14 protein-coding genes are annotated in these 23,148 nt (G+C 62.2%); 9 read left to right on the forward strand and 5 right to left on the reverse strand.

Annotation, left to right across the window (positions count from 1 at the left end):
* Positions 1 to 25: 25 nt before the first annotated feature.
* Together AC4FWB_RS21915 and AC4FWB_RS21920 are read right to left on the reverse strand one after the other, a co-directional pair.
* Positions 26 to 9,673, reverse strand: a complete 9,648-nt coding sequence (locus AC4FWB_RS21915; RefSeq protein WP_491028334.1) for a LysM peptidoglycan-binding domain-containing protein — start codon at positions 9,671 to 9,673, stop codon at positions 26 to 28.
* Between the two features lie 76 nt (positions 9,674 to 9,749).
* Positions 9,750 to 10,625 (reverse strand): MurR/RpiR family transcriptional regulator, encoded by an 876-nt coding sequence (locus AC4FWB_RS21920; protein ID WP_491028335.1) that lies wholly within the window; start codon positions 10,623 to 10,625, stop codon positions 9,750 to 9,752.
* A gap of 197 nt (positions 10,626 to 10,822) precedes the next feature.
* On the opposite strand from AC4FWB_RS21920, the gene AC4FWB_RS21925 reads away from it, so the two are divergent.
* From AC4FWB_RS21925 to AC4FWB_RS21955, 7 genes are all read left to right on the forward strand, one after another.
* A complete protein-coding gene (locus tag AC4FWB_RS21925) occupies positions 10,823 to 11,005 on the forward strand; it encodes a hypothetical protein (protein ID WP_126092905.1) in 183 nt (60 codons plus the stop codon).
* A 171-nt stretch (positions 11,006 to 11,176) separates the two neighbouring features.
* Positions 11,177 to 12,118, forward strand: coding sequence for a SctD/MshK family protein (locus AC4FWB_RS21930; protein ID WP_491028336.1), 942 nt, complete (start codon positions 11,177 to 11,179; stop codon positions 12,116 to 12,118).
* Positions 12,115 to 12,558, forward strand: coding sequence for a hypothetical protein (locus AC4FWB_RS21935; RefSeq protein WP_491028337.1), 444 nt, complete (start codon positions 12,115 to 12,117; stop codon positions 12,556 to 12,558). The genes AC4FWB_RS21930 and AC4FWB_RS21935 overlap by 4 nt, the downstream gene beginning before the upstream one ends.
* 17 nt (positions 12,559 to 12,575) lie before the next feature.
* Positions 12,576 to 12,887, forward strand: coding sequence for a tetratricopeptide repeat protein (locus AC4FWB_RS21940; RefSeq protein ID WP_245464636.1), 312 nt, complete (start codon positions 12,576 to 12,578; stop codon positions 12,885 to 12,887).
* Entirely contained in the window at positions 12,884 to 15,052 is a 2,169-nt protein-coding gene (gene sctV / locus AC4FWB_RS21945; protein WP_491028338.1) for a type III secretion system export apparatus subunit SctV, read from the forward strand. The genes AC4FWB_RS21940 and sctV overlap by 4 nt, the downstream gene beginning before the upstream one ends.
* A gap of 57 nt (positions 15,053 to 15,109) precedes the next feature.
* On the forward strand, positions 15,110 to 16,468 hold the full coding sequence (locus tag AC4FWB_RS21950) for a type II and III secretion system protein family protein (protein WP_491028339.1): 1,359 nt from the start codon (positions 15,110 to 15,112) through the stop codon (positions 16,466 to 16,468).
* A gap of 12 nt (positions 16,469 to 16,480) precedes the next feature.
* Positions 16,481 to 16,930, forward strand: a complete 450-nt coding sequence (locus AC4FWB_RS21955) for a hypothetical protein (RefSeq protein WP_491028340.1) — start codon at positions 16,481 to 16,483, stop codon at positions 16,928 to 16,930.
* 96 nt (positions 16,931 to 17,026) lie between these two features.
* Here the strand turns inward: AC4FWB_RS21955 and AC4FWB_RS21960 are convergent, their stop codons facing one another.
* Positions 17,027 to 17,830: a tetratricopeptide repeat protein gene (locus tag AC4FWB_RS21960; RefSeq protein WP_491028341.1), complete on the reverse strand. Its 804-nt coding sequence runs from the start codon at positions 17,828 to 17,830 to the stop codon at positions 17,027 to 17,029.
* 84 nt (positions 17,831 to 17,914) lie between these two features.
* Between AC4FWB_RS21960 and AC4FWB_RS21965 the strand changes: the two genes are divergently transcribed.
* The gene (locus AC4FWB_RS21965) at positions 17,915 to 18,955 is read left to right on the forward strand and encodes an EscU/YscU/HrcU family type III secretion system export apparatus switch protein (RefSeq protein WP_491028342.1); all 1,041 of its coding nucleotides are present in this window, start codon (positions 17,915 to 17,917) and stop codon (positions 18,953 to 18,955) included.
* Positions 18,956 to 19,291: 336 nt separating this feature from the next.
* Here AC4FWB_RS21965 and AC4FWB_RS21970 read toward each other — a convergent pair whose 3' ends face one another.
* Positions 19,292 to 20,635, reverse strand: a complete 1,344-nt coding sequence (locus AC4FWB_RS21970; RefSeq protein ID WP_491028343.1) for a cytochrome P450 — start codon at positions 20,633 to 20,635, stop codon at positions 19,292 to 19,294.
* A gap of 276 nt (positions 20,636 to 20,911) precedes the next feature.
* Positions 20,912 to 22,111, reverse strand: coding sequence for an NAD-dependent formate dehydrogenase (locus AC4FWB_RS21975; protein ID WP_491028344.1), 1,200 nt, complete (start codon positions 22,109 to 22,111; stop codon positions 20,912 to 20,914).
* 311 nt (positions 22,112 to 22,422) lie between these two features.
* Here AC4FWB_RS21975 and AC4FWB_RS21980 point away from each other — a divergent pair, with 311 nt between their 5' ends.
* Positions 22,423 to 23,016, forward strand: coding sequence for an NAD(P)H-dependent oxidoreductase (locus AC4FWB_RS21980; RefSeq protein WP_491028345.1), 594 nt, complete (start codon positions 22,423 to 22,425; stop codon positions 23,014 to 23,016).
* Positions 23,017 to 23,148 lie beyond the last annotated feature (132 nt).

Below are 23,148 nucleotides of genomic sequence, written 5' to 3' on the forward strand. Positions count from 1 at the left end.
ACGGTCGAGTCGAGGCCGGGCGTTCTCAGCCGATCGAAGTGGCCGGCAGGTAGATGCGATCGCCCGAGAAGATCACGTCCGGGGTCAGGATATGATCCATGTTGAGCACCACCGTCGCCGCCACATCCGCTGAATGGGCCTTGGCGATCAGGCGGATGCTGTCGCCGTCCTTGACCTCGACCCATTGATAGCCGTCTTTCTCCAGTGTCGGATTCGTGCGGCCCTCAGAATTGCTGCTGCCTTCGGGATGAACCTCGACATAGTCGCCGGAAACCCAGCCGCTATGCATCTTGCCGTCCGGTCCGAAACCTTCGACAGGTATCCAGGCCTCTCCTGACGGATCGCTCGACGGCTTCGCGGTCTGTTCGATGAATGTGCCGGGTTGCAGAACGGTCACCACGGCCGAATCTTCATCGGGCTGCGTTCGCAAATTCAGTCCGTCGTCGGCGACCACGACGAGTTGCGGGAAATCCTCCCGCGGGACGTGCGGCTCGTCTGGACCATCCGAAGGATCGTCGGGCTGCTGGGACGACCCGTCGCCGTCCGGTTTTGCTGGGTCGGGCGGAGCGGCTGTTTTCGGGTCCCAAGGCTGCGCGAGCAGGGAGTCCAGCGAGAACAGAAGCATTCCGATGCCGAAGGTGATGCCCAGTGTCCACCGATCCGCTGTGGCCCATCGTTTGTCGGATTTTGCCGCCGCGGCGATATCGGCATCGGTCCTCGGCACCGAGCGGCGATTCATCCGGTCCGTCCTTATGGCCGACGCCCAGAACTCAGCGCAGCCGAACGTGAACATGGTGCCGGCGACCGTGGCGATCGGCGCCGGCCAGGAGTGCAGCGTATAGACCGCACAGCCAAGCACATAGCCGGGACCGGCCAGATACTCAGCCAGGTTTCGGATCACCGGCCTGCCGGTGAACGATTGCAGCATCGACTTCGTGCCATAGACGACGTTGCCGAGCGAGAACGTGCTGTTGACGACAATATCCTTGCCTTGGATCATCCCGGTCGCGGCGCCTGGCGCGGCGGCGATGAACGTGGCTCCGCCGAGCGCGTTGAGGAACCGCCCGAACGGCTTGCTGCTTGCGGTTGCCCCCGGGAAGAGCGCCTGCGCGCCGAAGACGAAGCCTCGCACGCCGAATGCCACCGCTCCGGCCGTTGCCGTCCAGGTTGGGGGCAGCGAACTCCACAACACATAGGAGGTGGTCGACATGCCGCCAAAGGTGGCGAGCGCCTGGGCGTTTTCGCGCATCCTGGCGTGGCTGAGGGCCACATCGACGCTGGCCGCCTGATCCGGCGTCATCGCCTTTTTATGGGTCGCCCGGAAGGTCGTCAGCTGCAGCACGGAGAGGGCGTTCGTCTGATCCCCGCTCATCCATTCGAACTGTTCGGGCGTGAATTTGCGGAACTGGCCGGGGCTCATTTCCTCGAACTGTTTTGGCGTCACCGCTTCGATCTGCGGCTGGGTCAGCGCTTCGGTGTGGTGGATCGTGAAGGCGCCCCACTGATCGCCGGTCAGCATCGGGATCTGCTTTTCGGTCAGCCACGGCACCTGCTTTGGGTCGAGCTTCGCCACGTCCACGGAACCGACCATGGGCTCGGGGATCGCCGGAACCTGACGCTCGGTAAGGTGCTTCAGCAATCCAGCCTTGCCCAGATCCTCGAATTGCCGTGACGTGAACTTGGCGACTTGGCTGGGCTTGAACCACGGAACCTGGCGCGCATCCAACTTCGACATGTCGACGAACTCGACCTTGTCTCCCTTAATCGCCTGCAACTGCGGTTTTGTCAGGTGAGGCATCAAACCGGCTTTGCCGAGATCCTGGAGCTGCTGGCCAGTCACATTTCGCATTTGGCCCTCGGTGAGCCAGGGAATCTGTTTCTCGCCCAGGCCCGCGATGTTGACGAGGCCTATCTTTGCCTTCGGAATACCACGCAGTTGGCTCTTGGTCAGAGAAGGCAGCAGGCCGGCCTGATCCATGTCGCGGAACTGCTGTCCCGTCAGCTCGGCCACCTGCTCTCGCTTAAGCCATGGAATCTGGTTCGGCTGGAAATCGCCCATGGCGAGATTTGGCACCTGGTCGAGCGGAGTCGCTCTGACGCCATCTCGCGTGAGCGGTCCATTGTTCGGAGCCGGTTGCCCTTGGTTTGCCGGAGCCGGACGGCCGGTCTCACCTGGGGGATTGGTATCGGCGGAGGTGTAATGGTCGTACAAGTCATCGGCGTACTGGCTATAAAACTCCTCGTACGTTCCGTCCGCAGTGCTTGGCTCCTTGTCCCCGAACAGCGCCGCCATCTCCTCAACGGCTTGCGATCGATCAATCTCGCCGGCCTTGTAGCGAGCAAAGATGTCGGCTTGGGCCGAATTCCACTCGGCGCCGAGGATGGCAGCCGGCTTGCCGCCATTGACCGCAAGCTCGTCGGCAGCAGCATATTGAACAAATCCCGCCTCGCCCTCAACGCTCAGATAGGCAGAGACCACTGCATCCTTATAGGCCTGCCGATCTGGAAAATCGTCGGGATGAAGATCGATTGGAGCGTCCGCAACGTGGGATAGCTCGTGGCCGAGCATGTCGACGAATTCGGCAAGTACGGTATCGCTGTTCGCATCGGCTGCGCGGAATGTCTCGGCATCGACAAAGACTACTCCCACGTCGCTGACATATTGCGATCCTGTCGCCGTCAGATCGTCGCCGGAATTGGCGTCGAAAATCCGCAGATCGTGCCGCGCCGAATTGACGATGCGTACGCCTTCGGCGTGCGCCCCGCGCAGGAGGTTCATAAGCGTCGGCGACCGGCTGAGCTGATCGATAAGATTGGCCTTGGTGACTTCCGGCATGCCGAGGTTCTGAGGGAGCATGTCATCGAGCAGGCTCGCCGCTTCCCGACGATTGGCCGCGATTTCGGTCTGCGTCAAAGGCTTGGCGGATGACGGGCCCAATGACCCATCTGCTGCAGAACCCTGCCCTTTCGGCGCTGGCTTCGACGCAGGGCGGGTGCCTTCCGCCCCACCCTCCGGCGGCCTCGCTTGCGAGGAGAGGAACGTCAGGACGCCGTCGGCAACGTCCTGGCGCATGAAACCGCCATCGACGATCGAAGCGCCGAAACCGGTCTTGAACTGCTCGATAGCGGCAAGCTGATCCGGCCGCGCCGTTTCCTGAAGCTCATTCAGCAACTTGTCCAGGGAGGACTTGCCTCCCTTTGGAATACCGGTCGAGGCGCCGTCGCGTGACGATTCCACGGCACGGGCAAGCCAGGCGGGAACCGTCAACTGCTGGGATTGTCCGTCGGCGCGATCGAAGGTGAGCGTCGCGGTTTCGTTCTTGGCAATCGAAGGGGCGGTCTTGGCCGCCTTCGACTTGTACTGGACCCTCACCTCGGCGCTGTAAGTCACCGCGCCTGCCGGCAAGGGAGGCGTAGACCATGAAAGCGTATAGCGCGTCGCCGGTGTCCCATCGGAACCATAGAGATTCCGATAGATATTGCCGGCGCTCGGCATATAGCGCGACTGCGGCGAGCCGTCTGAGCCGATGCCGGCCGGAAGCCACGACTGTGCCGTTGATTTCACCTTGTAGGCCGCGGATGTCGCCATCCGGTCGGGATTGAAGCCCAACACTCCGGGCAGGCTGTTGTGATCGTTGAAAATGACATCGACCAGCATCGCTTCGGGATTAACGGCGCGAACCCTCTCGCCAGTCAGCAAGACCATGTCTGCGGTGGGCGCCTTGCCCGGTATGGCCGAAAGCCGGAATCCGCTCAGCGTCGGTTCATCGACGAAGGAAACAGTGTTCGACGGATCGATCTGACCAGACTTCACGAGGTCACGGATCGAGCCGACGCCATCGCCGTGTTCGATGGCCGCGATGAGTTCGGATGCCTTCGTCAGATCCTTGACGGCGAACTGGACCTTCAGGCTTGTCGATCCAAGGGCCGACTGGATCTGGTCGTATGCCTGCTTCGACACGATGTCGCCCGGCTGGAGCGTGTCCTTGACAGGTAGCTCCGGGCGTTTCTCGAAGCCGATACGCGGCATCTGGTCAACCGCCGTGACATGGTTGGCCACGATCGGCAGGCGTATGCCGACTTTCGTCTCCGTCATGACACGGTCGAACGGAAGCGCCCCTTGCAGCGTGACGTGGCCGGCGCTGTTTTCGGCCGGCACGCCGAAGAAATCATGCTGGCCTGGCGCGAGCATGACCTCCTCGCCTTTGAGCGAAGGCGTGTAGCTCATCTCGATCACGATGCCTTCGCCATCTGGCGTTGCTCCGACAATGGCAGCATCCAGCGGCTTGGCGTCGTAGCCGGTCGCATCGCTGAATATGGCCCTGCTCGCCTCCGCCGAGAGATCGCTGCTGCGAACCGGGAAAGCAGTTTGATTGGAGACCGGCCAGACGCCGGCCTGAAGCGCCGTGATGTTCCTGTATTCCCTTGCCCGGTAAGAGACGACGCCCTGGGTGCCGAGCGCGTCCTTGAAAGGAGTCAGGCTGCGTTGGCTGACGCTATCGACGATCGACCATCCGATCATGCCGAAATCGGTCTTGGTGCCGACGCCGAAGCCAACGGCCGCGACCGTCGGCGAGCCTATCCCGAAGGCCTGGCCGGTGTTCAACCGCATCCGGAAGGTGACTCCCACGCGAAAGTCGGGCAGCACGTCCCGAAGTGGCGTGCGCGGTATCTGGACGCCGTCCGGGCCATAGCGTTCGGCTAGCTCGCGGCTGGAGTAATAGCTTTTCTCCTGCTCGTAGCGGCTCACAAGCTGCTCGGAAGTCAGGCCGTCGAGATAGGCCGATGGCGTGCTTGGATCCTTGCCGCTGGTGTACACGTATCCGCTCGTGTCGGGTTCGGGCATGCCGGTAAAGCTGCGCGTCTGCGGGTCCCACACAAGATGCACCGGACCGTCTGTCACGGTAGGCTTACTCGACACGATGATCGGATCGCCGTCAGCGGGATTGGGTGGGCTTCGCTCGGCCGAGCCATCCGGATCGCGACTCGGCATCGTCGGGTCATCGCCGCCGGCGTCGCCCGTCTTGATCACTTCCCCGAGTATCACGGGATGGCTGGGATCATGGAAGACCTGTTCGCCTGTCGGCCTGTAGACGCCGTCAGGGCCAGCCTCGTAGACATTCATGGGACGTCCGGAGGAGCCGGGCTCAAGCGCCGGTGGCGACTGCCACGGTCCTTTTCCGCCGGGCGGCTGCTGGCCGCCATTGCCCGGCGGTGGGTTGGCTCCGGGACCGCTGGCACTCGCCTGCGTGCCCGTTCCCGGCCGCAGCGTGCGCAGACCGTGGATGCCAAGCCCCGTGCCGGCGATTCCGGTTCCGAGACCCGTCAGCGCGTTGGCGAACTGGAGACCGTTCATCTGGCCCCCATTGGCGGCGAGGTCGTAGGCGGAAGTCGCCAGCAACGGCGCGCCGACGATCACGGAGCCGACATCCATGCCCCATGCGACTTTGTTGAGCCCGGCGGAGGACTGCATGTAGGTGCGGGTCTCAGTTGCCAAAGCCCAGTTCGACCGCGTTGCGCCGATGCTGCCGGCGAAGGCGCGGGGACTGGCAGCAAGCCCTGCCAGGAACGTCTCGCTCTTCGCCGCCATGCCGATGGTGCGCAGGCCGCTGGAAGCCATGGGCAGCGCCGTGGTCGCTGCGCTGGCAATGTTCGTCAGTGACTCGCTATCGTACCATTCGCCGCCATGATCCAGGTGGTTGACCTCATTTATGACCGCTCTGGTCCCGAGATAGGCCGCGCCGGCATAGGCCAGGGGCGCGGCGACCGGCGCGGCCGGCGTGAACGACAAGATGGTGGCAACGCCGGTGCCGATGCCAACCAGCGGATCGACGACCTTGTCCCAGACCGAGACGTTGCGCGCTTTCACCACCTCGAGCGCGATCTTACCGTCGGCTCCCGCTTTCATTTCCAGGTCTTTGGGAACGACGAGCTTGCCGTTCTCGCCAAACTGGCTGTTGTTGTCCTGGAAATCTCCGAGATCGTCGAACTTCTTGCCGGTCGCGTCGACATAGTGCGTGTTGCCGTCTCCGTCGCGCACCGCAAACAGCACGACCTGCTGCGTCCCGACCTTGTCGTCGACATAGAAGATTGGCACCTTTCGCACGTAAGGATTGTCGCCGCCGATGTCGCGGATTTCCTCGGTCACGTTCTCGACCGCCTCGCGACCATCCTCGGTCGAGCGATCCAGGCTCAGTGCTTTGGCGACCGTTTCATCAAGGGCCGCGCCAGGCTGTTGCTTGAACTCGGTGTCGTAGCCGCTGCCGAGCAGTTGCTGGAACCGCGGCTGATACATGGCGTCGAGCGTCAGCTGCTCGTGCTCGTCCAGATAGGTCTTGTCGACAGTGCTGTTGTCATCGGCCAGCAGAGACGGCTCGCTGAGCCGAAGCTCGTGATAGTCGTTGAAGCCTTGCAACTGTCGGCGCAGATCCCCGATTTGACTTATCTGAAGCTTTGTCGCCTCCAGCCTGAGCTTGGCGACCGCCAGTTCGGGATCGACCCAGCGGCCACTGGCGTCGTCATCTTTGGTATCAAGGTCGATCCAGATCGCTTTCCCGCCCTGGGTCAGCGCGTCGATCCCATCCTGCTTATAGTTCTGGGCAACGTCCGGCGCCACCTTGATCGTCTGTCCGCCGACAGTGATCTCGACCGGCTGCACGCCGTTGGGCAGCGTGCCTTCGGGAGCATCGACCGATCCCGGCTTGTGATGCGTCAGCGCATTGTCGAAATTGGTCTGCAGCGTCGGCAGCTTGGCATTCAGATCGGCGAGGCTGTCACCGAGCTGACGGTCCAGGACGTCGTTCAGGCTCTTTGCCGCCTGCTCCTCGCTGGACCTCACCGATTGCAGACCGTTTGCCGTGCAGACTTTCGCGTTGGGATCGTAGCCGGCCAGCAGCGTCTGCCAGTCCTTGTTGAGTTGGCGATCGCGATATTCGCCCCTGACATTCTTGTCATTCAAGCTGTAGGTCAGCTGCTGTTCAGTAGTTCCCTCGTCGAAATGGTTGACTACCCAGAGCTGGCCGTCACGGATCTCGAGCGTCGAGTTCTTGTAGTGCCCGAGGTAGTCGCCACTGATGCGATTGTACTTCTCGTCAAAGTTGAATTTCTGTTCACCAAGATACTCGGTAGCCAGCTTCTGCTCGAGGTCCGTCTGCCGCGCGTTGACCTGCGTGGCGTTGGCATGAGCGTCGAAATAGTCCTGATAGGCCTGAGCCAGTTCGAGCTGGTTGCCTGCCGTCGTCTGCAGGGCTTTGAGGTCCTTGTATTCCTTGGAGTCCGCGGGGACGCCGGCGAGCTCGGCCTGCCCGACCAGGTAGTCGATGGTCAGCTTGTCGCCCTTGCTCAGATGCAGGCCGACCTCGGAAAACAGCTTGTCGACGGCGCTATGGTCGGCGACGTCCTGGTCGTATTTCGGATGGAGATCGGGAGTGCCCCGCGCGCTGACCGACGGCGCATTCGGATCGCCCAGAGGCTTCAGCTTGCCTTGCCCGGCAATGGCATCCTTGAGGACGCGCCCGGCATTCTCATACTCGCCCCGGGCATCCTGCGCGTTCTGCAGAAGGGTGTTGGCTTTGGTCAGCCGCGCCTGGGCATCGGCAAGGGTGCCCTTGGGTTTCTGCGGCGTCCATTGCAGACCGTTAGGCGCCAACGCCTTGTTTATGATGGTCTGCGCGCCATCCAGTGCATCCTTGTAGGCGGGATCGAGCATATCGACGTTGAGCTGCTCCTGCCGCTGGCCGGCCAAAGCTCGCGTTTCAGTGACGCGCGACAGTGCGACGTCGTGGGTAATGATAGCCTGGGCGACCTGCGGATCGACCCAGGTCCAGACGCCGTCGATCTTCATCGGCGTCCACTTTCCGCCGGAGGGTGCGTTGCCCTGCGGCGGATCGCCAAACGGATCGACAACCCTGTTCTGCCCGTTGAGCTTGGGCTTCGCGGCAGGGCCTAAGGGGTATTTGTCGATCAGAGCCTTTTTGTCTTGTCCGGCCTTCTCGGCGGCGTCGATGAGACTGGGCAGCGTCTCGCCCGCCAGAAGCCCTTCGACGAAGGTCTTCACGACCTCGCCCTCTTTTGCCTCCTTGGGATTGCTGCTGTGGGGGTTGACCGCCAGCAGCGTCCTGGCCAGGGCTTCCTGCGTGCTTCCGGCCTCGATCTTCAGGTCGGTGCCGGTGGTGTTGTTGTGCAGCGTCATGCTGCCATCGGGCTTGGTGGTCAGCGTATAGCCGTTGAAGGTGACCTCGACCGTCGTGCGGGTGCCGTTGTCGATCGTGATCTTCTCGCCGTCACGGATGATGTTGGGATCGCGAGACGAATCGAAGAGCTGCGGATTCGTTCGCCTCAGATCGTCCAGCGTCACGCCATATTGCTTGGCAATGAGGGTGAGATTGTCGTCCGGCTTGACCTTATACTCGACAGGCTTGCCGCCATTGATCTTCTCTGTCGTGGTCTTCGTCACTCGACCGTCCTTGTCGGTGACGGTCTTGGTCTCGGTTCCGTTGCCATCAATGGACAGCGACGTTTCCTTGCCGTCGGTCGTGGTCGTGACCGTGCGTACGTCGTGCTGATAGTCGTGAGAGTAGACGGTCTTGTCGCCGGAGCGTGGATCGACGATCTCGACCGACTGTGCGTCGCTGCTGCTGGTAGTCTTGACCCGATAACCGGCGGCCTGCAGTTCGGCGAGCACCTGTTCGCTGGTGAGGCCGTTTTCCTTTGCGATCTGGTCGATGCTTTTCCCATCGGCAAGGTCGCGTTTGATGTCCTGCGTGGTGGATCCGCCCGGGTCCTGGGAGGCCGCCAGTATGGTCTTGCGGCCGTCCGGACCGGTGACTGTGGTTACGGGAAGGGCGGGCCCCTGGCCCGGCGTCACCGTTTCTACCGAGGCGCCGTTTGGCAGCGATGTCCGCTCGGTGACCGTGCCCGTGCCGAGATCGTCCTCATAGCGCGTCGTGATGGCGCCGGTGTCGGGATTGTAGCTGCTGGTCTCCTTGCGGCCGAGCCCGTCCCGGACCGGTGTGGTGGTTGCCGCGCCGTTGGGCTGCTGCTGGATGTTCGTATAGTAGCTGTCGTGCTGGTAGTCGTAGTACTGCGTGACCGTGCGGCCACTGGCATCCGTGATCTTCGTCGTCTGCACGTCGCCATTGCCGCTTGTCGGGTCGGTGGTTGACACGGTCATCCCGCCAGACCTCAGCGCGGCGATGACCTGTTCACGCGTCATGCCGCGGGCGGATGCGATCTGGTCGATGCTTTTGCCACCCGTGACGTCGTTGACGATGTTGCGGGCCGTCGCCGCTTCCGCGGCATTGTCTTCGGGCTTGCCTCCATCAAGCTTAACCTGCGTCACGCCAGGCCCTAGAAGGTCCGGCTGCTGGTAGAGGGCGGGTACCACCGTCGTGCCGTTGCCGGAGGTGCTGGTGCTGGCATTCACGATTTGGAGGTTCGGCGCTGTCGGAGCTACAGGCGGCGATTGAAGGGAATTCAGTTCCGAGTTCACCTGTGACAGCTGTTGGCGAGCCTGTGCCGCCCAATCACGCTCCCCCATCCTGTTGGCAAGCCGGATCTGCTCCCGCAATTGAGCGGCCTGCGCTTCCAGCCGCGCTATCTGCGCGGCGTTCGCCTTGGCATCGACCTTTTGCGGCTGGACCGGCGGCTTGGCGGGCGTTATCGGACGAACCATCTGAACGACCTCCGGAAATCACTGTTGGCGGCAGCCCGGCTGCCGTCACGCCCGCCCGATCGCAACCTTTGAGATGCTATCGGGGAGGCTTCCAATAAATGCCGAAAGCGGCAAGCTGCTCTTCCGACTGTCTTACCCGCTCCGCAGCATTGGTTTCTGACCGCACTGCCGTCAGCGCCGCCAGGATCTCGACGGCCGCGAATGCCGGCGCCATGCTTCGGAAAAACGACTGCGAATTTGATGTGACGATGATTGTTTCCCGCGCGGTCCGGGTCAGCGGCGACACGCTGCTGTCGGTAATTGCCACCACGCCTACGCCCTGCCGTGCCGCCTGGCGCGCCACCTCGATCGTCATGCGGTCATAGGGTGCCATGCCCACGGCGAGCAGCACGTCGCCGTCTCCCGCGAGTTGGAGCGCATCCAGCCCCTGTCCGGCCATATCGCCGACAAGTGTCACCTTGCGGCCGTTCCCGGCCAGGAACGAAATGATCTGAACGAAGTGACTCGCCACTGGGTAGGCGGAGCGTAGGCCAAGGCCGAACAGGTTGCCTGACCTCACGACGAGATCGGCCGCGGCGATGAATTGCATCGCGTTGCCATATTCGCCAAGGCTGGACATCTGGGCCGCGAGAATATCGGCAACGACCCCCGCGGTCGAAAGTCCCGAAGCGTCGTCCTTCCCAACGCCCTGTCGCGCCGGCTCACCGGCAGCCGTCTCGCGTAGCGCCCGCGCATAGAGGCTGCGCATGTCCTCGTAACCATCCAGTCCAAGCCACCGCGCCAGCCGCATCATGGTGCTGTGCGAAACGCCAGCCTGATGCGCCTGCTCGCGCATCGACATCAGCGCGACATCCTTGGGATGATCCAGCACGAAACGCGCGGCTACCCGCAATTGCGGCGGCATGTTCTCGAACCGTTCGACCAACAGCTCGGCCAAAGGACCTTTTTCCATCCTGATATACCCCATTCACCCATCTTGCAGGTTACTCCCTGAAAGCCGGCAATGCAACAGTTGGAACCGAAATGGCTAATGCATTCCAAATGGACTTTCATTTTGGATCGCGCTGCCTTAAGCTGTCCTGGCAACCTGCGGACGACCGCATGCGGCTCCGGAGGTTGCGACCTGAATAGTCCCTTGAGGAGACAATGATGGCTGCAACCCCTCCCATTACCTCCGGTTCTGCCGGATCGCCGGAACAGAACCTTGACAAGATGATCAAGCACCAGGAGCGCATGTTTGGCCTGGAGATCACCAAGGAGATCGCGAAATCCCAGCATGACATGCTTATGAGCACGGCAAGGACGCTCGGCCAGTCGGCTGAAAAGGCCTAACGGCGGGATTCTCGAGTCCCCATTACGCCGCCGCAAGCAACCGGCGGCGTATGAATCTTTCAACGCGGACCAGGCTGGATTTCAAATCACATCGGCGGGAGATGAAGTGGCATGACCGCTAATTCTATCGGTAGGCCTGGGGACTTGAGTCCAGCACGCTGGGTCCGCTCGATGATTGTCCCCGCCCCTGCGTCGGGATCTTCCATTGCGCTCAGCGTCACTCATGGATTTCACGCCGGCGCGGAACTCAGCCTGATCGAGCCTCTCTATACGATCGGATCGAGCACGGAGTCCGACATTGTCCTCAGGGATGCTGGCATAGCGCCAATCCACGCCAGGCTGCGGCGCAAGGGTGGCCAGATCGAAATCGAGGCAGTCGGCGGCGACGTGAAGCTCGCCACGGGCGAGACCATCCGCGAGGGCCATGGCAGCCGTTGCAGGCTGCCACTCGGGATAACGCTCGGCGATGCCCATATCCGGCTGGCCAGCCCGCAGCGCCCGCCAAATCGCTGGTCTGTTTCCAATCGTCCCTTCCTCGTTGGAGGCGCGGTCCTCTTTGCGGTGTTCGTTGTTTCCATCGCTGCGAACGGCTTTTCGTTTGCCAAGCCGGATTTTGGCGAGAAGGCCTCCGCTCCCAGCGGAGAATTGACCAGAGTGGCCTTCGCAGGTGACGCGGGGCAGAATGTGATGGACGATTCGTCGTCCGAACAAATGCAGAGCGCTGCCGAAGCGGAAAGCCAGCTCAAGCAGCGTCTCGATCAGTCCGGCATAGGTACATTGACTGTCCAGCGGTCGCCCGGACGCCTCGTGGTCTCGGGTCTGATCCCGAATGACAAGAGCGGTGCCTGGACGGAAACGCAATCCTGGTTCGACCAGACGTTCGGCGCGCGCACTCCCCTGGTGTCCGACGTGATGATCGGCAACGCCGAACAGGCCCCGCGTCTGACGCTGCAGGCGATCTGGTATGGCGAGCGGCCTTATGTCATCGCCGCCGACGGCGCCCGCTATCATGAAGGTGCGTTCACCAATGACGGCTGGACCATCAAGCAAATCGGCGAAACGGAACTTGTTCTGACCAAGGGCGGCGCCACGGTCGCGCTGAAATATCCGTGAGCCGCCGGCTCGAAGGGCCGCGATTCGACTCGGCAGCGAAGGACACCGCTGCAGGCCGCGAGTTGCGGCAGGCGGAAGGCGTGCGTGGCCAGGCCATCTATCGGCGTCGGATGAACGGCGCCGGCAGGACCACAAGCCGCGCCCAGGGGGCGAAATCAGCCGCGGGCACGGAAAAGCCCGATACCGCAGAATTCCAGCAAGCTCACGGTTCGGCCGGTGAATCGCTTGATGAGATACTCGTCAAGTTCGTCATGCCCGCCATTCCCGAGCCAGCCATCCTGCGTCGGTCAGTATCCATTCTCCAGCATTTCGTGACGCAGCTCGTTCCGGATCTCGACGGCGGCGAACAACTCAAGGCCCTCGCCAGAACGCTTATGGAGGATGAAATCCAGCGTCATCGCGATCTGCTTGGCAGGATGCAGGAAGGAATCGAAACCTGACTGATCCGCGTGACACGGTGCAGCTGCTGCACGTCCTGGGCTATCTCTACGGGTGTCACGGGCAGGCAAAGCGGGGCGCGGCATACCTGCTCATCGCCGCGCAGCTTTCGCCGGGAAATGCCGGCGTGCTGCGGACATTGGCGCATCTGCTCATCCTCGACGGCGAAGCCGACAAGGCGCTCGCAACAATCGCTCGGCTGGAGACCCTCGAGGGAATGGACCATCCGACGCTTGGGTTGCTGAAGAGTCGCGCCCTGCTCGCCGCTGGCCGCAAGACGGAGGCGCACGACGCCATGCGAAGCTTTCTGTCGCGACGAGGCGCCGAATGACCGTCTCGGAGCGCCTTCTGCAATTCCTGGCAAGGCTGTCTCGCCGAAGCGACCTCGTCATTGCGCTCTTGATGCTGGTCGCGGTGGTGATGATGATCATCCCGCTGCCGACATTTCTCGTCGACGTTCTCATCACCGCCAATATCGCCATCAGCGTGCTTATCCTGCTGGCTTCGTTCTATGTCTCTCATCCGCTCCAATTCTCCTCGCTGCCGTCGGTCATCCTCATCGCCACCCTGTTCCGGCTGGCCATCACGATCACCACCACGCGACTGATCCTGCTTCAGGCCGATGCGGGCGAGATCATTACCGCCTTCGGTACGTTCGTCGTTGGCGGCAGCATCGCGGTCGGCCTCGTCATCTTCCTGATCATCACGGTCGCGCAATTCATCGTGGTTGCGCGCGGCGCCGAACGCGTCGCCGAAGTGGCCGCGCGCTTCACGCTTGATGCGCTGCCCGGCAAGCAGATGAGCATCGACGCGGAACTGCGCAACGGCGACATCGATCAGGCGGAGGCACGCCACCTGCGTCGGCAGCTCGAACGCGAGAGCCAGTTGTTCGGCGCGATGGACGGCGCCATGAAATTCGTCAAGGGCGACGTCATCGCCGGCATTGTCATCATTCTGGTCAATCTGATCGGCGGTTTCGCTGTCGGAACCCTGCAGCACGATATGTCGCTGGGAGAGGCTGCCGCGACCTACTCCCTGCTCACGGTGGGCGACGGGCTGGTCGCCCAGATACCGGCGCTGCTCGTCGCCGTGGCCGCCGGCACGATGGTGACGCGCGTTGGCAGCGCCGACGGCACCGGCGATCTCGGTCGGCAGATAACCAGCCAGCTCCTGCGCGATTCCCGCGCGCTCGCCCTCGCGGCGGTGATCATGGTCGGTCTCGCCATCGTGCCGGGCTTCCCTTCCATCGTCTTCCTTGTCCTCGGCGCAACGTTTGGCGCCGGCGCTTATGCAATCAATCGCCGCACCGTCCGGGAGCCGGAGCCCGACGACATCGACCAGGTTGCCACGGCCGAACAGGCGCGAGGCTCGGCGTCGCTTTCGGCGACACCCGTTACGGCACTGCCTTCTTCTTACCGCGTCATCGTACGCCTCGGAGCCGAACTCGGGCGCGAGATCACCGAGCCGGACTTTGCCGCGCTTGCGGACGGTGTGCGCCGCGAACTCTTCGGCGATCTCGGCATCGACGTTCCGCCTATCGGCCTTCAGGTCGACGAGACGCTTTCGCCGCGAGATATCCGGATCGATCTGGAAGGAGCACCTATCCTGGATGCGGAAATTCCGGCCGACCGCGTTCTTGTCGAAGCGGATCCGATGCATCTCGATTTGCTCGAAGTGACCTACGAAAAAGGTCTTTCGATTGCCGGTCAGCGCAAGTTCATGTGGGTTGACGTCCACCACGTATCGGCATTGAACGAAGCCGGCCTCAGTTTCTCTACGCCCGCGCAAACGGTGGCCAAGTGGACCGGAAATGCGCTTCGCCTCTACGCCGGCCATTTTGTCGGAATCCAGGAAACCCGCAGGCTCCTGTCAGACATGGAGCCGGACTACGCGGATCTGGTCAGGCAGGCACAAGAAATCGTTCCGCTGCAGAAGATCGCAGAAGTGCTTAGGCGCCTCGTCGACGAAAATGTGCCGATCCGCAATTTGCGCCTGATCCTCGAAGCGCTGATCGAATGGGGTCAGCGCGAACAGGACGTCGTTCTGCTCACGGAATACGTCCGCACGTCCCTGAAACGCCAGATCAGCTTCCGCGCCGCGGGTCGCGACAACATCATAGCGGCTTACGTTCTGCAGCGCTCGGCCGAGGATACCCTCAGGAGTGCGGTGCAAAGCACTTCGACCGGCACGTTCCTGAACCTTTCGGACGATGACGCGCAGGCCTTGGTGACCGAAATCGAGCGAGCCTTGTCGCAGAGTGACCAGGGTGTCTCGCCAGTCGTGCTCGCCGCGATGGATGTGCGCCGTCATATGCGAAGCCTACTCGCTCACAACGCCATCGAGCTCCCGGTTCTGTCCTTCCAGGAGCTTGCCCAGGAATTCAACGTCCAGCCGCTGGCGACCATAGCCGGCCGCTCCGGCAAAGGCCGCGCACGCAATGTCTCCCAATCGCTTCCGCCGGCCCAGGCGAATGCCGGACAGGAAGCGGCCTCGTAACGCCGGAGCGGCGGAAGGGGACATCGGGGGAATCCACATGCTCAGGAGAGGAACGGCATGACAATCCACGATACCGCAGCAGGCGTTCGATCCGCCGCTTTCGCCAGGCGGATGGATGTGCGCTGGCTCGCTGTCGCGGCTACCTGCTTTCTGCTGGCGTTCTTGTCCATGCTTGCCGACGCCACGGCGCAGAACGCATCGCCACTCCCAAGCAAGCCGACGCTCGCTCTCCCTGTCGGGCAGGGGCGCTTGTTGCGGTTCAACGAACCGGTCGAATCGGTGCTAATTGCGGACACCACGATCGCAGACCTGCAGATCGTGTCGCCGAGCCTGGTCTATGTTTTTGGCCTCAAGCCCGGCCTGACCAATCTCATTGCGGTCAAAGCCGATGAGCAGATCGAGGCAACGGCTCAATTCCGCGTCACGCCCGATGTCACGCCTGCCAATGAGGCCAAGCAGGCAATGCAGCCAAACTCGGCGACGAACCTCCACATCTTCGGAACCCGCATCGTTGCCACAGGCGAAGCACGGGGCATCGATGAGGCCAGGGATCTGGACAATGTCGCACGCACGTTCTCGCCCCCGGAACAGCCACCTCTGAACAACATGACCGTTCAGGGTTCGCAGCAGGTCAATATCCGGGTTCGCTTCGCGGAGGTGTCGCGCACGGAGCTGCAGTCCTACGGCGTCGACTGGTCCGTCGGATACAAAAGCGGCGGCTTCGAATTCAACATGTTCCAGGACAATGGCGTGCCTTCCGGCGACGGGAATTTCGGCTTGCACATGGACCAGGCACACGGCGTCAACTTCGACGTCCTCATCGAAGCGCTGCAACGCAACGGCGTCGTCAAGATACTGGCCGAGCCGAACCTGACTGCCGTGACCGGTCAGACCGCGAATTTTCTCGCTGGCGGCGAAATTCCGGTGCCGATTGCGCAGGGAACTGACGTCACGACCATTCAATACAAACCTTTCGGCGTGTCCCTCGGCTTCACCCCGACACTGATCGGCCGCAACCGCATCGCGCTCCATGTCCAGCCGGAGGTCAGCTCCTTGTCGGATGCCGGCTCTGTAAGCGCCAACGGCTTCGCCATGCCGAGTTTCGTGGTGCGACGGGCGGACACGACGGTCGAGGTGGCGAGCGGCCAGACCTTCGCGATCGCGGGACTCTTCCAGCAACGGACCTCGCGCAACCTGGAGAAGTTTCCGGTTCTCGGCGATGTGCCGGTGCTTGGCCCGCTTTTCCAGTCACAGCGCTTCCAGCGCGAAGAGACGGAGCTGGTCATCCTGATCACGCCCTATCTGGTCGCGCCGGTGCGCGACAGCCTTGCCACGCCGCTCGATCGTCCGGCAGCCAAGCGTCACAGCCGCAAGCGGGTCAATGACGCGTCCGCGATGGGCCTGATCGTCAAGTAAGGGGAACATGCCATGACGTCGCCCATTGCTCGCTACACCGTTCTTCCAGTGCTGCTTCTGTCGGGTTGCATGAACAGCCCACGAGAGCCGCAGGATTATTCTCCGGGCTACAGCTATGTTTCGACCGATACCGGCGGTTCCGAGAAGGGCGTCGCTGGCTCCGTCCTTGCTCCGAACGCATGTCTGGCGGAACCGGCCGATGACGACAACACGCCCGCCGCGACCAAGCTTACGATCGTCTCGGGCGTCGGCTCCCACCTGCCGGCCGGCTGCGCTAACGCCTACAACCTCCAACGCATGGCCGAAAGCCAGCGGGACCTGGTTGAGGGCCGGCAGATGGGGAAAGCGGCGGCCGCGCCGAGCGCGAGGGCAGCGCGACGCTACCTCGACGGTGAAGAAGCTCCCACCGGCGGAGCCAACAGCGCGCCACCGACGCCGCAGACAACACTCCCTGTCGAGTAACGGCAGATGCGGCTTTGCCCGCCCGGCCCTGCTCCCGCTACTTGCTTTCGCAACGGGCCCGACAGAAAACCCCTTCGGGCCTCGCGGTCCTATCAGCTAGCCAAGGATAGAGCCGAGCGCCTTTGCTCTCGCCTGCGTGCTGCCCTTCGCCCGTATGGCCTTGGCACGCGCGAGCAAGGTGCTGACCTCCTTGGTCGTCAGGCCGATCGGCGGCGAGGCCTTGACCTGGTCTTCTTCACCAAGAAGCCCATACACCACCACGATATTGCGCTTGTGATGCAGTTGCGCGTTGGGTGCGGCGGAGACCTTCTGGGCCAGCGGACGCGCGGCGGCGGAATTACCCTCGAGCGCGGCCGCCAGCACCATGTTGGTCTCGATATCGAGATCGCCCGGCGCAAGCTTCAACGCCTGCGCGAAGGTCGCTTGCGCCTCCGCGGTCTGGCCCGCGAATGTCTGCGCCACGCCAAGCCGATTGTAGGCGCTGCTGGTATTGACCAGCGGCGCGGCCTGCGCGAGGGCGCGCATGCCGGCATCGACATCACCCGTCTCGATCATCGCCGAGCCAAGCCCGAGCATGGCCTGCCCGTCATTGGGAGCCTTGGCAAGCGCCGCCTGATAGGCTTTGGCGGCCTGGTCAGGATAGCCAGCTCGCATGTAGGCCTCGCCCGCCTTGACCAGCGCGATCGGCTTGGCGTCCGGCATCGCCGCCGCGCGCTGATAGAGCGCGATTGCGGTATCGCTGTCTCCGCGCGCGTCGATATCGTCCGCAAGCTTGATCAAGCGCTCCGACTGCGAGGACGGAGCCTGGGCTTTGGCCTTGTCGGTATCGGTTTTGGTCGTCTGACAACCGGTCAATGCCAGCATGACGACGACTGGCAAGAATACGACATGCTGCCGCATATCCACCTCTCCGTATTCAAGCCCGCCTCACCTTACACAGGACGCCGGCCGGCTGGAACCACACCAGTGCGATAAGATTGCGACATGGCCGAAGAAGCTGAGGAAAAGAAATTACCGGCATCCGACAAGAAGCTTCGCGACGCCCGGCGGAAAGGTCAGGTTTCACAGAGCCGCGACCTGGTTTCGGGCTTCACGCTCCTTGCAGCTCTTGCCTACCTCTATTTTGCCTGGCCGATGCTCGTCGAGCACGTTTCGGAGCTGGTGCGGATCGTGACGGAGCCCGGCAGCACATTCGCGGAGGTCAGCATGCGAGCCATGCGCCATTGGCTCTGGACCTTGATGCTCATAACCCTGCCGATGGTCGCGATCGTCGTGGCACTCACCACTGTCTTCGGCATGCTGGGGACGTTCGGGCCGGTCTTCTCGTTCGAGCCGCTCAAACCGCAATTCGATCATATCAATCCGGCGAAGGGCCTGCAGAAGATCCTGTCGCTCCGCAACGTCATCGAGTTCACCAAGGGCTTGGTCAAGGTGGTGTTTCTGGCGAGCCTATTCGTACTCATCCTGACCGCATGGCTTCAGCCGCTCTTCGATGCGCCAGGCTGCGGATCTTCATGTCTCGAGCCGGTTGTCCAGGCGATGCTGACGCCATTTGGAGTGGCGGCCGCCCTCGCCTTTATCGTTATCGGCTTGATCGACGTCCCCATTCAGCGCTGGCTGTTCCTGCGCGACATGCGCATGACCACCACCGAGTACAAGCGCGAACACAAGGATCTCGAGGGAGATCCGTTGATCCGGCATGAGCAGCAGCGGCAGCGGCGCGAGGCGGTGATGCAGCCCGCGAGGCTCGGCGTCGTAAACGCGGTCATCGTCTTTGTGTCCGGCGACCGCGCTGTGGCGCTTCGCTACATCAAGGGCGAAACGCCCGTGCCAACGATCGTCGGCAAGGGCCGGGACCACGCAGCCAACGAGATGGCCGCTCAGGCACGCCAGGCCGGTATTCCCGTCGTCGAAGATCCTACCCTCGCCAAAACACTCTTCGAGCGGACGAATGTCGGTGCTTACATTGGCCAGGAGATGTTCTCGCCAGTCGTTCGCCACCTTGTCCGGCTCGGACTCACGTGAAAGCGACTTCCTAGAGGAAACCGGCCACTGGATCGGCAATGCCCAGGGGTCTGTGCGCGTTCCTGACTTTCAGTCGGGGCTAGGGCACAATGGCCGCCCTGGTTCGGCAACGCCCGTATCAGATATCGCCGAGAGCAACATCATACGCCTTGTCTCAGGCTCCGTTTGATCGCCAACCATAACTATAAGGATTTGGAATCGCAGCGGTTCTCATGGCCGCTGGCGACTTGCAGCGGAGCCGGCGATGACCACGAAGACTCCCACCAGAAATATCTACACGGACGCCAAGGGCATGACGCTCTAAGCGTTCGACAAGGACAAGTATCGGATGTCTCTCTAGCGTCCGACTCGATCGCGTATCGTTACCTGTAGCGGCATGCCATCCTTCGGCAGTAGTACGACGCGCCAGACCGGCATGGGTTCCCGCACGGGTGTGCTTTCGAAACGAGCGGCGCGGACTAGTGTGGCCAGCATAGCTGTTGCCTCTATGAGCGCGAAGGCAGCACCGATGCAGATCCTAGGGCCGGCACCAAACGGCATGAACTGATAGCGTGAATAACTGGCCTCACGCTCTGGCGTGAAGCGGGACGGATCGAACCGATCCGGGTCATCCCACAGTTTGCGGTGGCGATGGATCACGTAGATCGGCAACCCAACAAGCGTGCCGGCCCTGATGTGCTCGCTGGCTAGCTCAGCATCCTTTGCCGAGTAGCGCGTCATTACAGGCAGCGGCGGATAGAGCCGCATTGACTCCTTCAACACCTGTTGGACAGTCACCAGCTTGTCAATGTGCTCCCCAGTGACAGGGCCGGAGGGCACGACCTGCCGGATTTCCTCGAGGACGCGGGCTTCCCACTCCGGGGCACGTGACAGGAGATAAAGCGTCCAGGTCAGCGTCATGGCGATGGTGTGGTGGCCGGCCAAAAGAAACGTTAGAAGATTGTCGACAAGCCGCTCTTCCGTCATCGTCTGGCTGGTTTCCGGGTCGACCGCGCTGAGCAGCCGGGTCAAGAGATCATTGCGATCGTCGGGCGAAGTATGGTGTGCGTGAATCATATCGGCAACAACGGCCCTAAGACGGGTCTCCCAATAGCGCATGCGGCGGCGACCAGGGCGCGGCAGCCAGAGCGGCAAGCTGAGCACCGCATAGGCCGTCGACCAGGAAATCCCCTCGACATAGTCGGCGGTTCCCCGTTTCATCGTTTCGCCAATGCGGGCGCCGCCGCCCGGCAGAAGTATGTTGGAGATGACATGGTACGTCGCGCGCAGCATCTCGGCATCAATCGCGTGGGTTGAGCCTGGCGGTGCAGCGCTCCATGCTTTGATCGCCGACTCCGCACCCGCGACCATGGCGGGTACGTAGCGGACGATCTCACCATATCGAAAGAGAGGCGCTACTATCTGGTGCTGCCAGCGCCAGTCCCGCCCTTCCGACGTCAGAATACTGTTGCCGAACAAGCCACCTAGCACACGCCGCAGGAGCGGGTCCTGGGGGAAGTCATCGCAGTGGTCGACCAGTACGATTTTAACTAAGGCCGGATCCGTCACCCAGACGATGGCAGGGGGGCCGCGCATGGCGGCTAGAGGCTCGCGGTAGACGGACTCGGGAATGGTCAGCAGCGGATTGCGGAGAAACTTTATGAAGGACTGTGGCAGATTCAAAGGCTTCGGTGGTGGCATCACTCGCGGCGGGTACAAATGCGCGCTGCTCGCCTCAATAGGGCAAAACCTGCTCATAGAATGGTATTGTAGCATAATTCACGAACCGCCGGCACGAAGCTAGGCAATCCGCGTAATGCGGCGTGAGGTTCTGACGCCGACCGGCGCGCTGAGCTGTTGCTTTTCATTGTTCCCAGAGGGGTCAGTCGGCCATCACAGCGGGTCTCAAATCGGCCGCGACTGGCGCCTCCGTAGCTCGCGGCGGTCCGGATGGTGTCCGGAACCGCCGGCCCTCGATCAGGTCTTAAAATGTGCCGCCTCTTCAGAACCGCGCGTCGCGTCTCCCGCGCTGTAAGAATGCGCGCCGGCGCCGGCGAGCTTGCCGCCGTCGACGATCAGATATTCCTCGCGGATCGGCTTGCCTTCGAACCAGCATTCCAGAATCTCCCGCGTGCCGGCGGCATAGCGCGCCTGGGCGGACAGCGATGACCCCGAGATGTGCGGCGTCATGCCGTGATGCGGCATCGACCGCCAAGGATGGTCTCTAGGCGCAGGCTGCGGGAACCAGACGTCGCCGGCATAGCCTGCAAGCTGGCCGGTCTCGAGTGCGCGGGCGACCGCGTCGCGATTGCAGATCTTGCCGCGTGCGGTGTTCACCAGATAAGCGCCGCGCTTCATCTTGGCGATCATCTTCTCGTCGAAGAGGTTTTCCGTCTCCGGATGCAGCGGCGCGTTGATGGTGACGACATCGCAGACAGGCACCATTTGCGCCGCCGTTTTGTGGAAAGTGACGCCAAGCTCCTTCTCAACCGCCTCGGGAAGCCGATGGCGATCGGTATAGTGCAGCTTGACGTCGAATGGCTTCAAGCGGCGCAGCACCGCGCTGCCGATCCGCCCGGCGCCGACGGTACCGATGTCCATCCCCTCGACATCATAGGAACGCGCGACGCAGTCCGCGATGTTCCAGCCGCCTTTCACGACCCACTGGTAGGAAGGGATGTAGTTCCGCACGAGACCGAGGATCATCATGACCACATGTTCGGACACGCTGATCGAGTTGCAATAGGTCACCTCGGCAACCGTGACGCCGCGATCCATCGCGGCCTGGAGGTCGACATGGTCGGACCCGATGCCGGCGGTGATCGCGAGCTTCAGCCTGGATGCCTTGGCGATGCGCTCTGCTGTCAAATAGGCGGGCCAGAAAGGCTGCGAGATCACGATCTCGGCATCCGCGAGCTCATGTTCGAACACGCTGTCAGGACCATCCTTGTTCGAGGTCACCACCAGGCTGTGACCCTGGCTCTCGAGAAAGGTCCGGAGGCCCAGTTCGCCAGACACGCTGCCGAGCAGGACTCCCGGCCGAAAATCGATGGCCTTCGGTGTGGGAAGCGTCTGGCCTCCCGGATAGCGTTGAAGCTTCGGCAGGCCATCCCGCACGTAGCTTGTCGGATATCCGTCGACCGGATCGTCATAGAGGACGCAAACGACCTTTGCCATTTCCATCTCCCTTCAGCTGAAAGCGAAGAAGAAGGCGCTCGACTCCATCAAAGCTGCTGGTCAAGGCTGACGACCAGCAGGGCGATTTGCTCTGTTGACCTATCTGTGGCCTGCAGGTTCGCTCCCGGCGCTCCCACGTTCGGAAAAAATGGCACCATTCTAATAAAGGTGGAGGAGCAGGACACGGTTTCAAGTACGGCGGCTGGGTTGGCGGCGGGAATGTCGCGTGCGATCAGACGAAGCGTTCGCAGCGGTCCGAAGAAGCGCCGATCGCCGGCACCCTCGACGCGAACGATTTCAAGGAACGGGCTGTGAGCATTCGCGATCTTGCTCGACGCTCGCTTAGGCGTGCGTCCGCAGCCGGCCTGCCCCCGCTGCCAGCGATCCTCAAGGGATGGGTAGACCGAGTGTTCGCGTCGGGAGGGCGCATCTACGGTGGCGGCAAATGGTATGACCGCGGCGTCTTCGCAGGAAAGCGCGCGATGTGTTCCGTCACGATCGGCGGACCGCCGCCGATCTATTCCAGCCGCGGCCTGAACGGCCCAATCTCCGAGATCTTATTTCCGATTAATCACGGGACGCTCTACTTTGTCGGCTTCACGGTGATCGAGCCTTTTCTTGTGCACGCGCCAGCGCGCATCAGCGATGGTGAGCGCCAAGTGTACATCGATCGTTATCGCGAACGCGTCCTCAACCTCGCTCATGCTCCGACAATCACGTATCCGAAGCTCTCGGACTTAAGTCGATTGAAAAGGTCCCCATGCAGGTCACCTAGACGAGACATGCACAATCGCCCATCGTGGCTGACCAAAGAAAGAAGCCTGAGGTTGGAGAGCGGTGCTAAAGGTCGCCAATGGGGCAACCGGTCAGGCAGCATAGCTGCTTGCGACGTCGGCTTTCAGTAAGCGGCAAATGCGCCCCCAACGGCCGCAATCAGGCGCAAAGCAGTCATTCCTCTCGACGTAGATGCGCTATGGGTTAAGTCGCGCATATCAAGCATCCGATCGGCAATCCAAAATGACCCAACGCCAACTTCC

It is taken from the genome of Mesorhizobium sp. LEGMi-168a, from assembly GCF_058312955.1.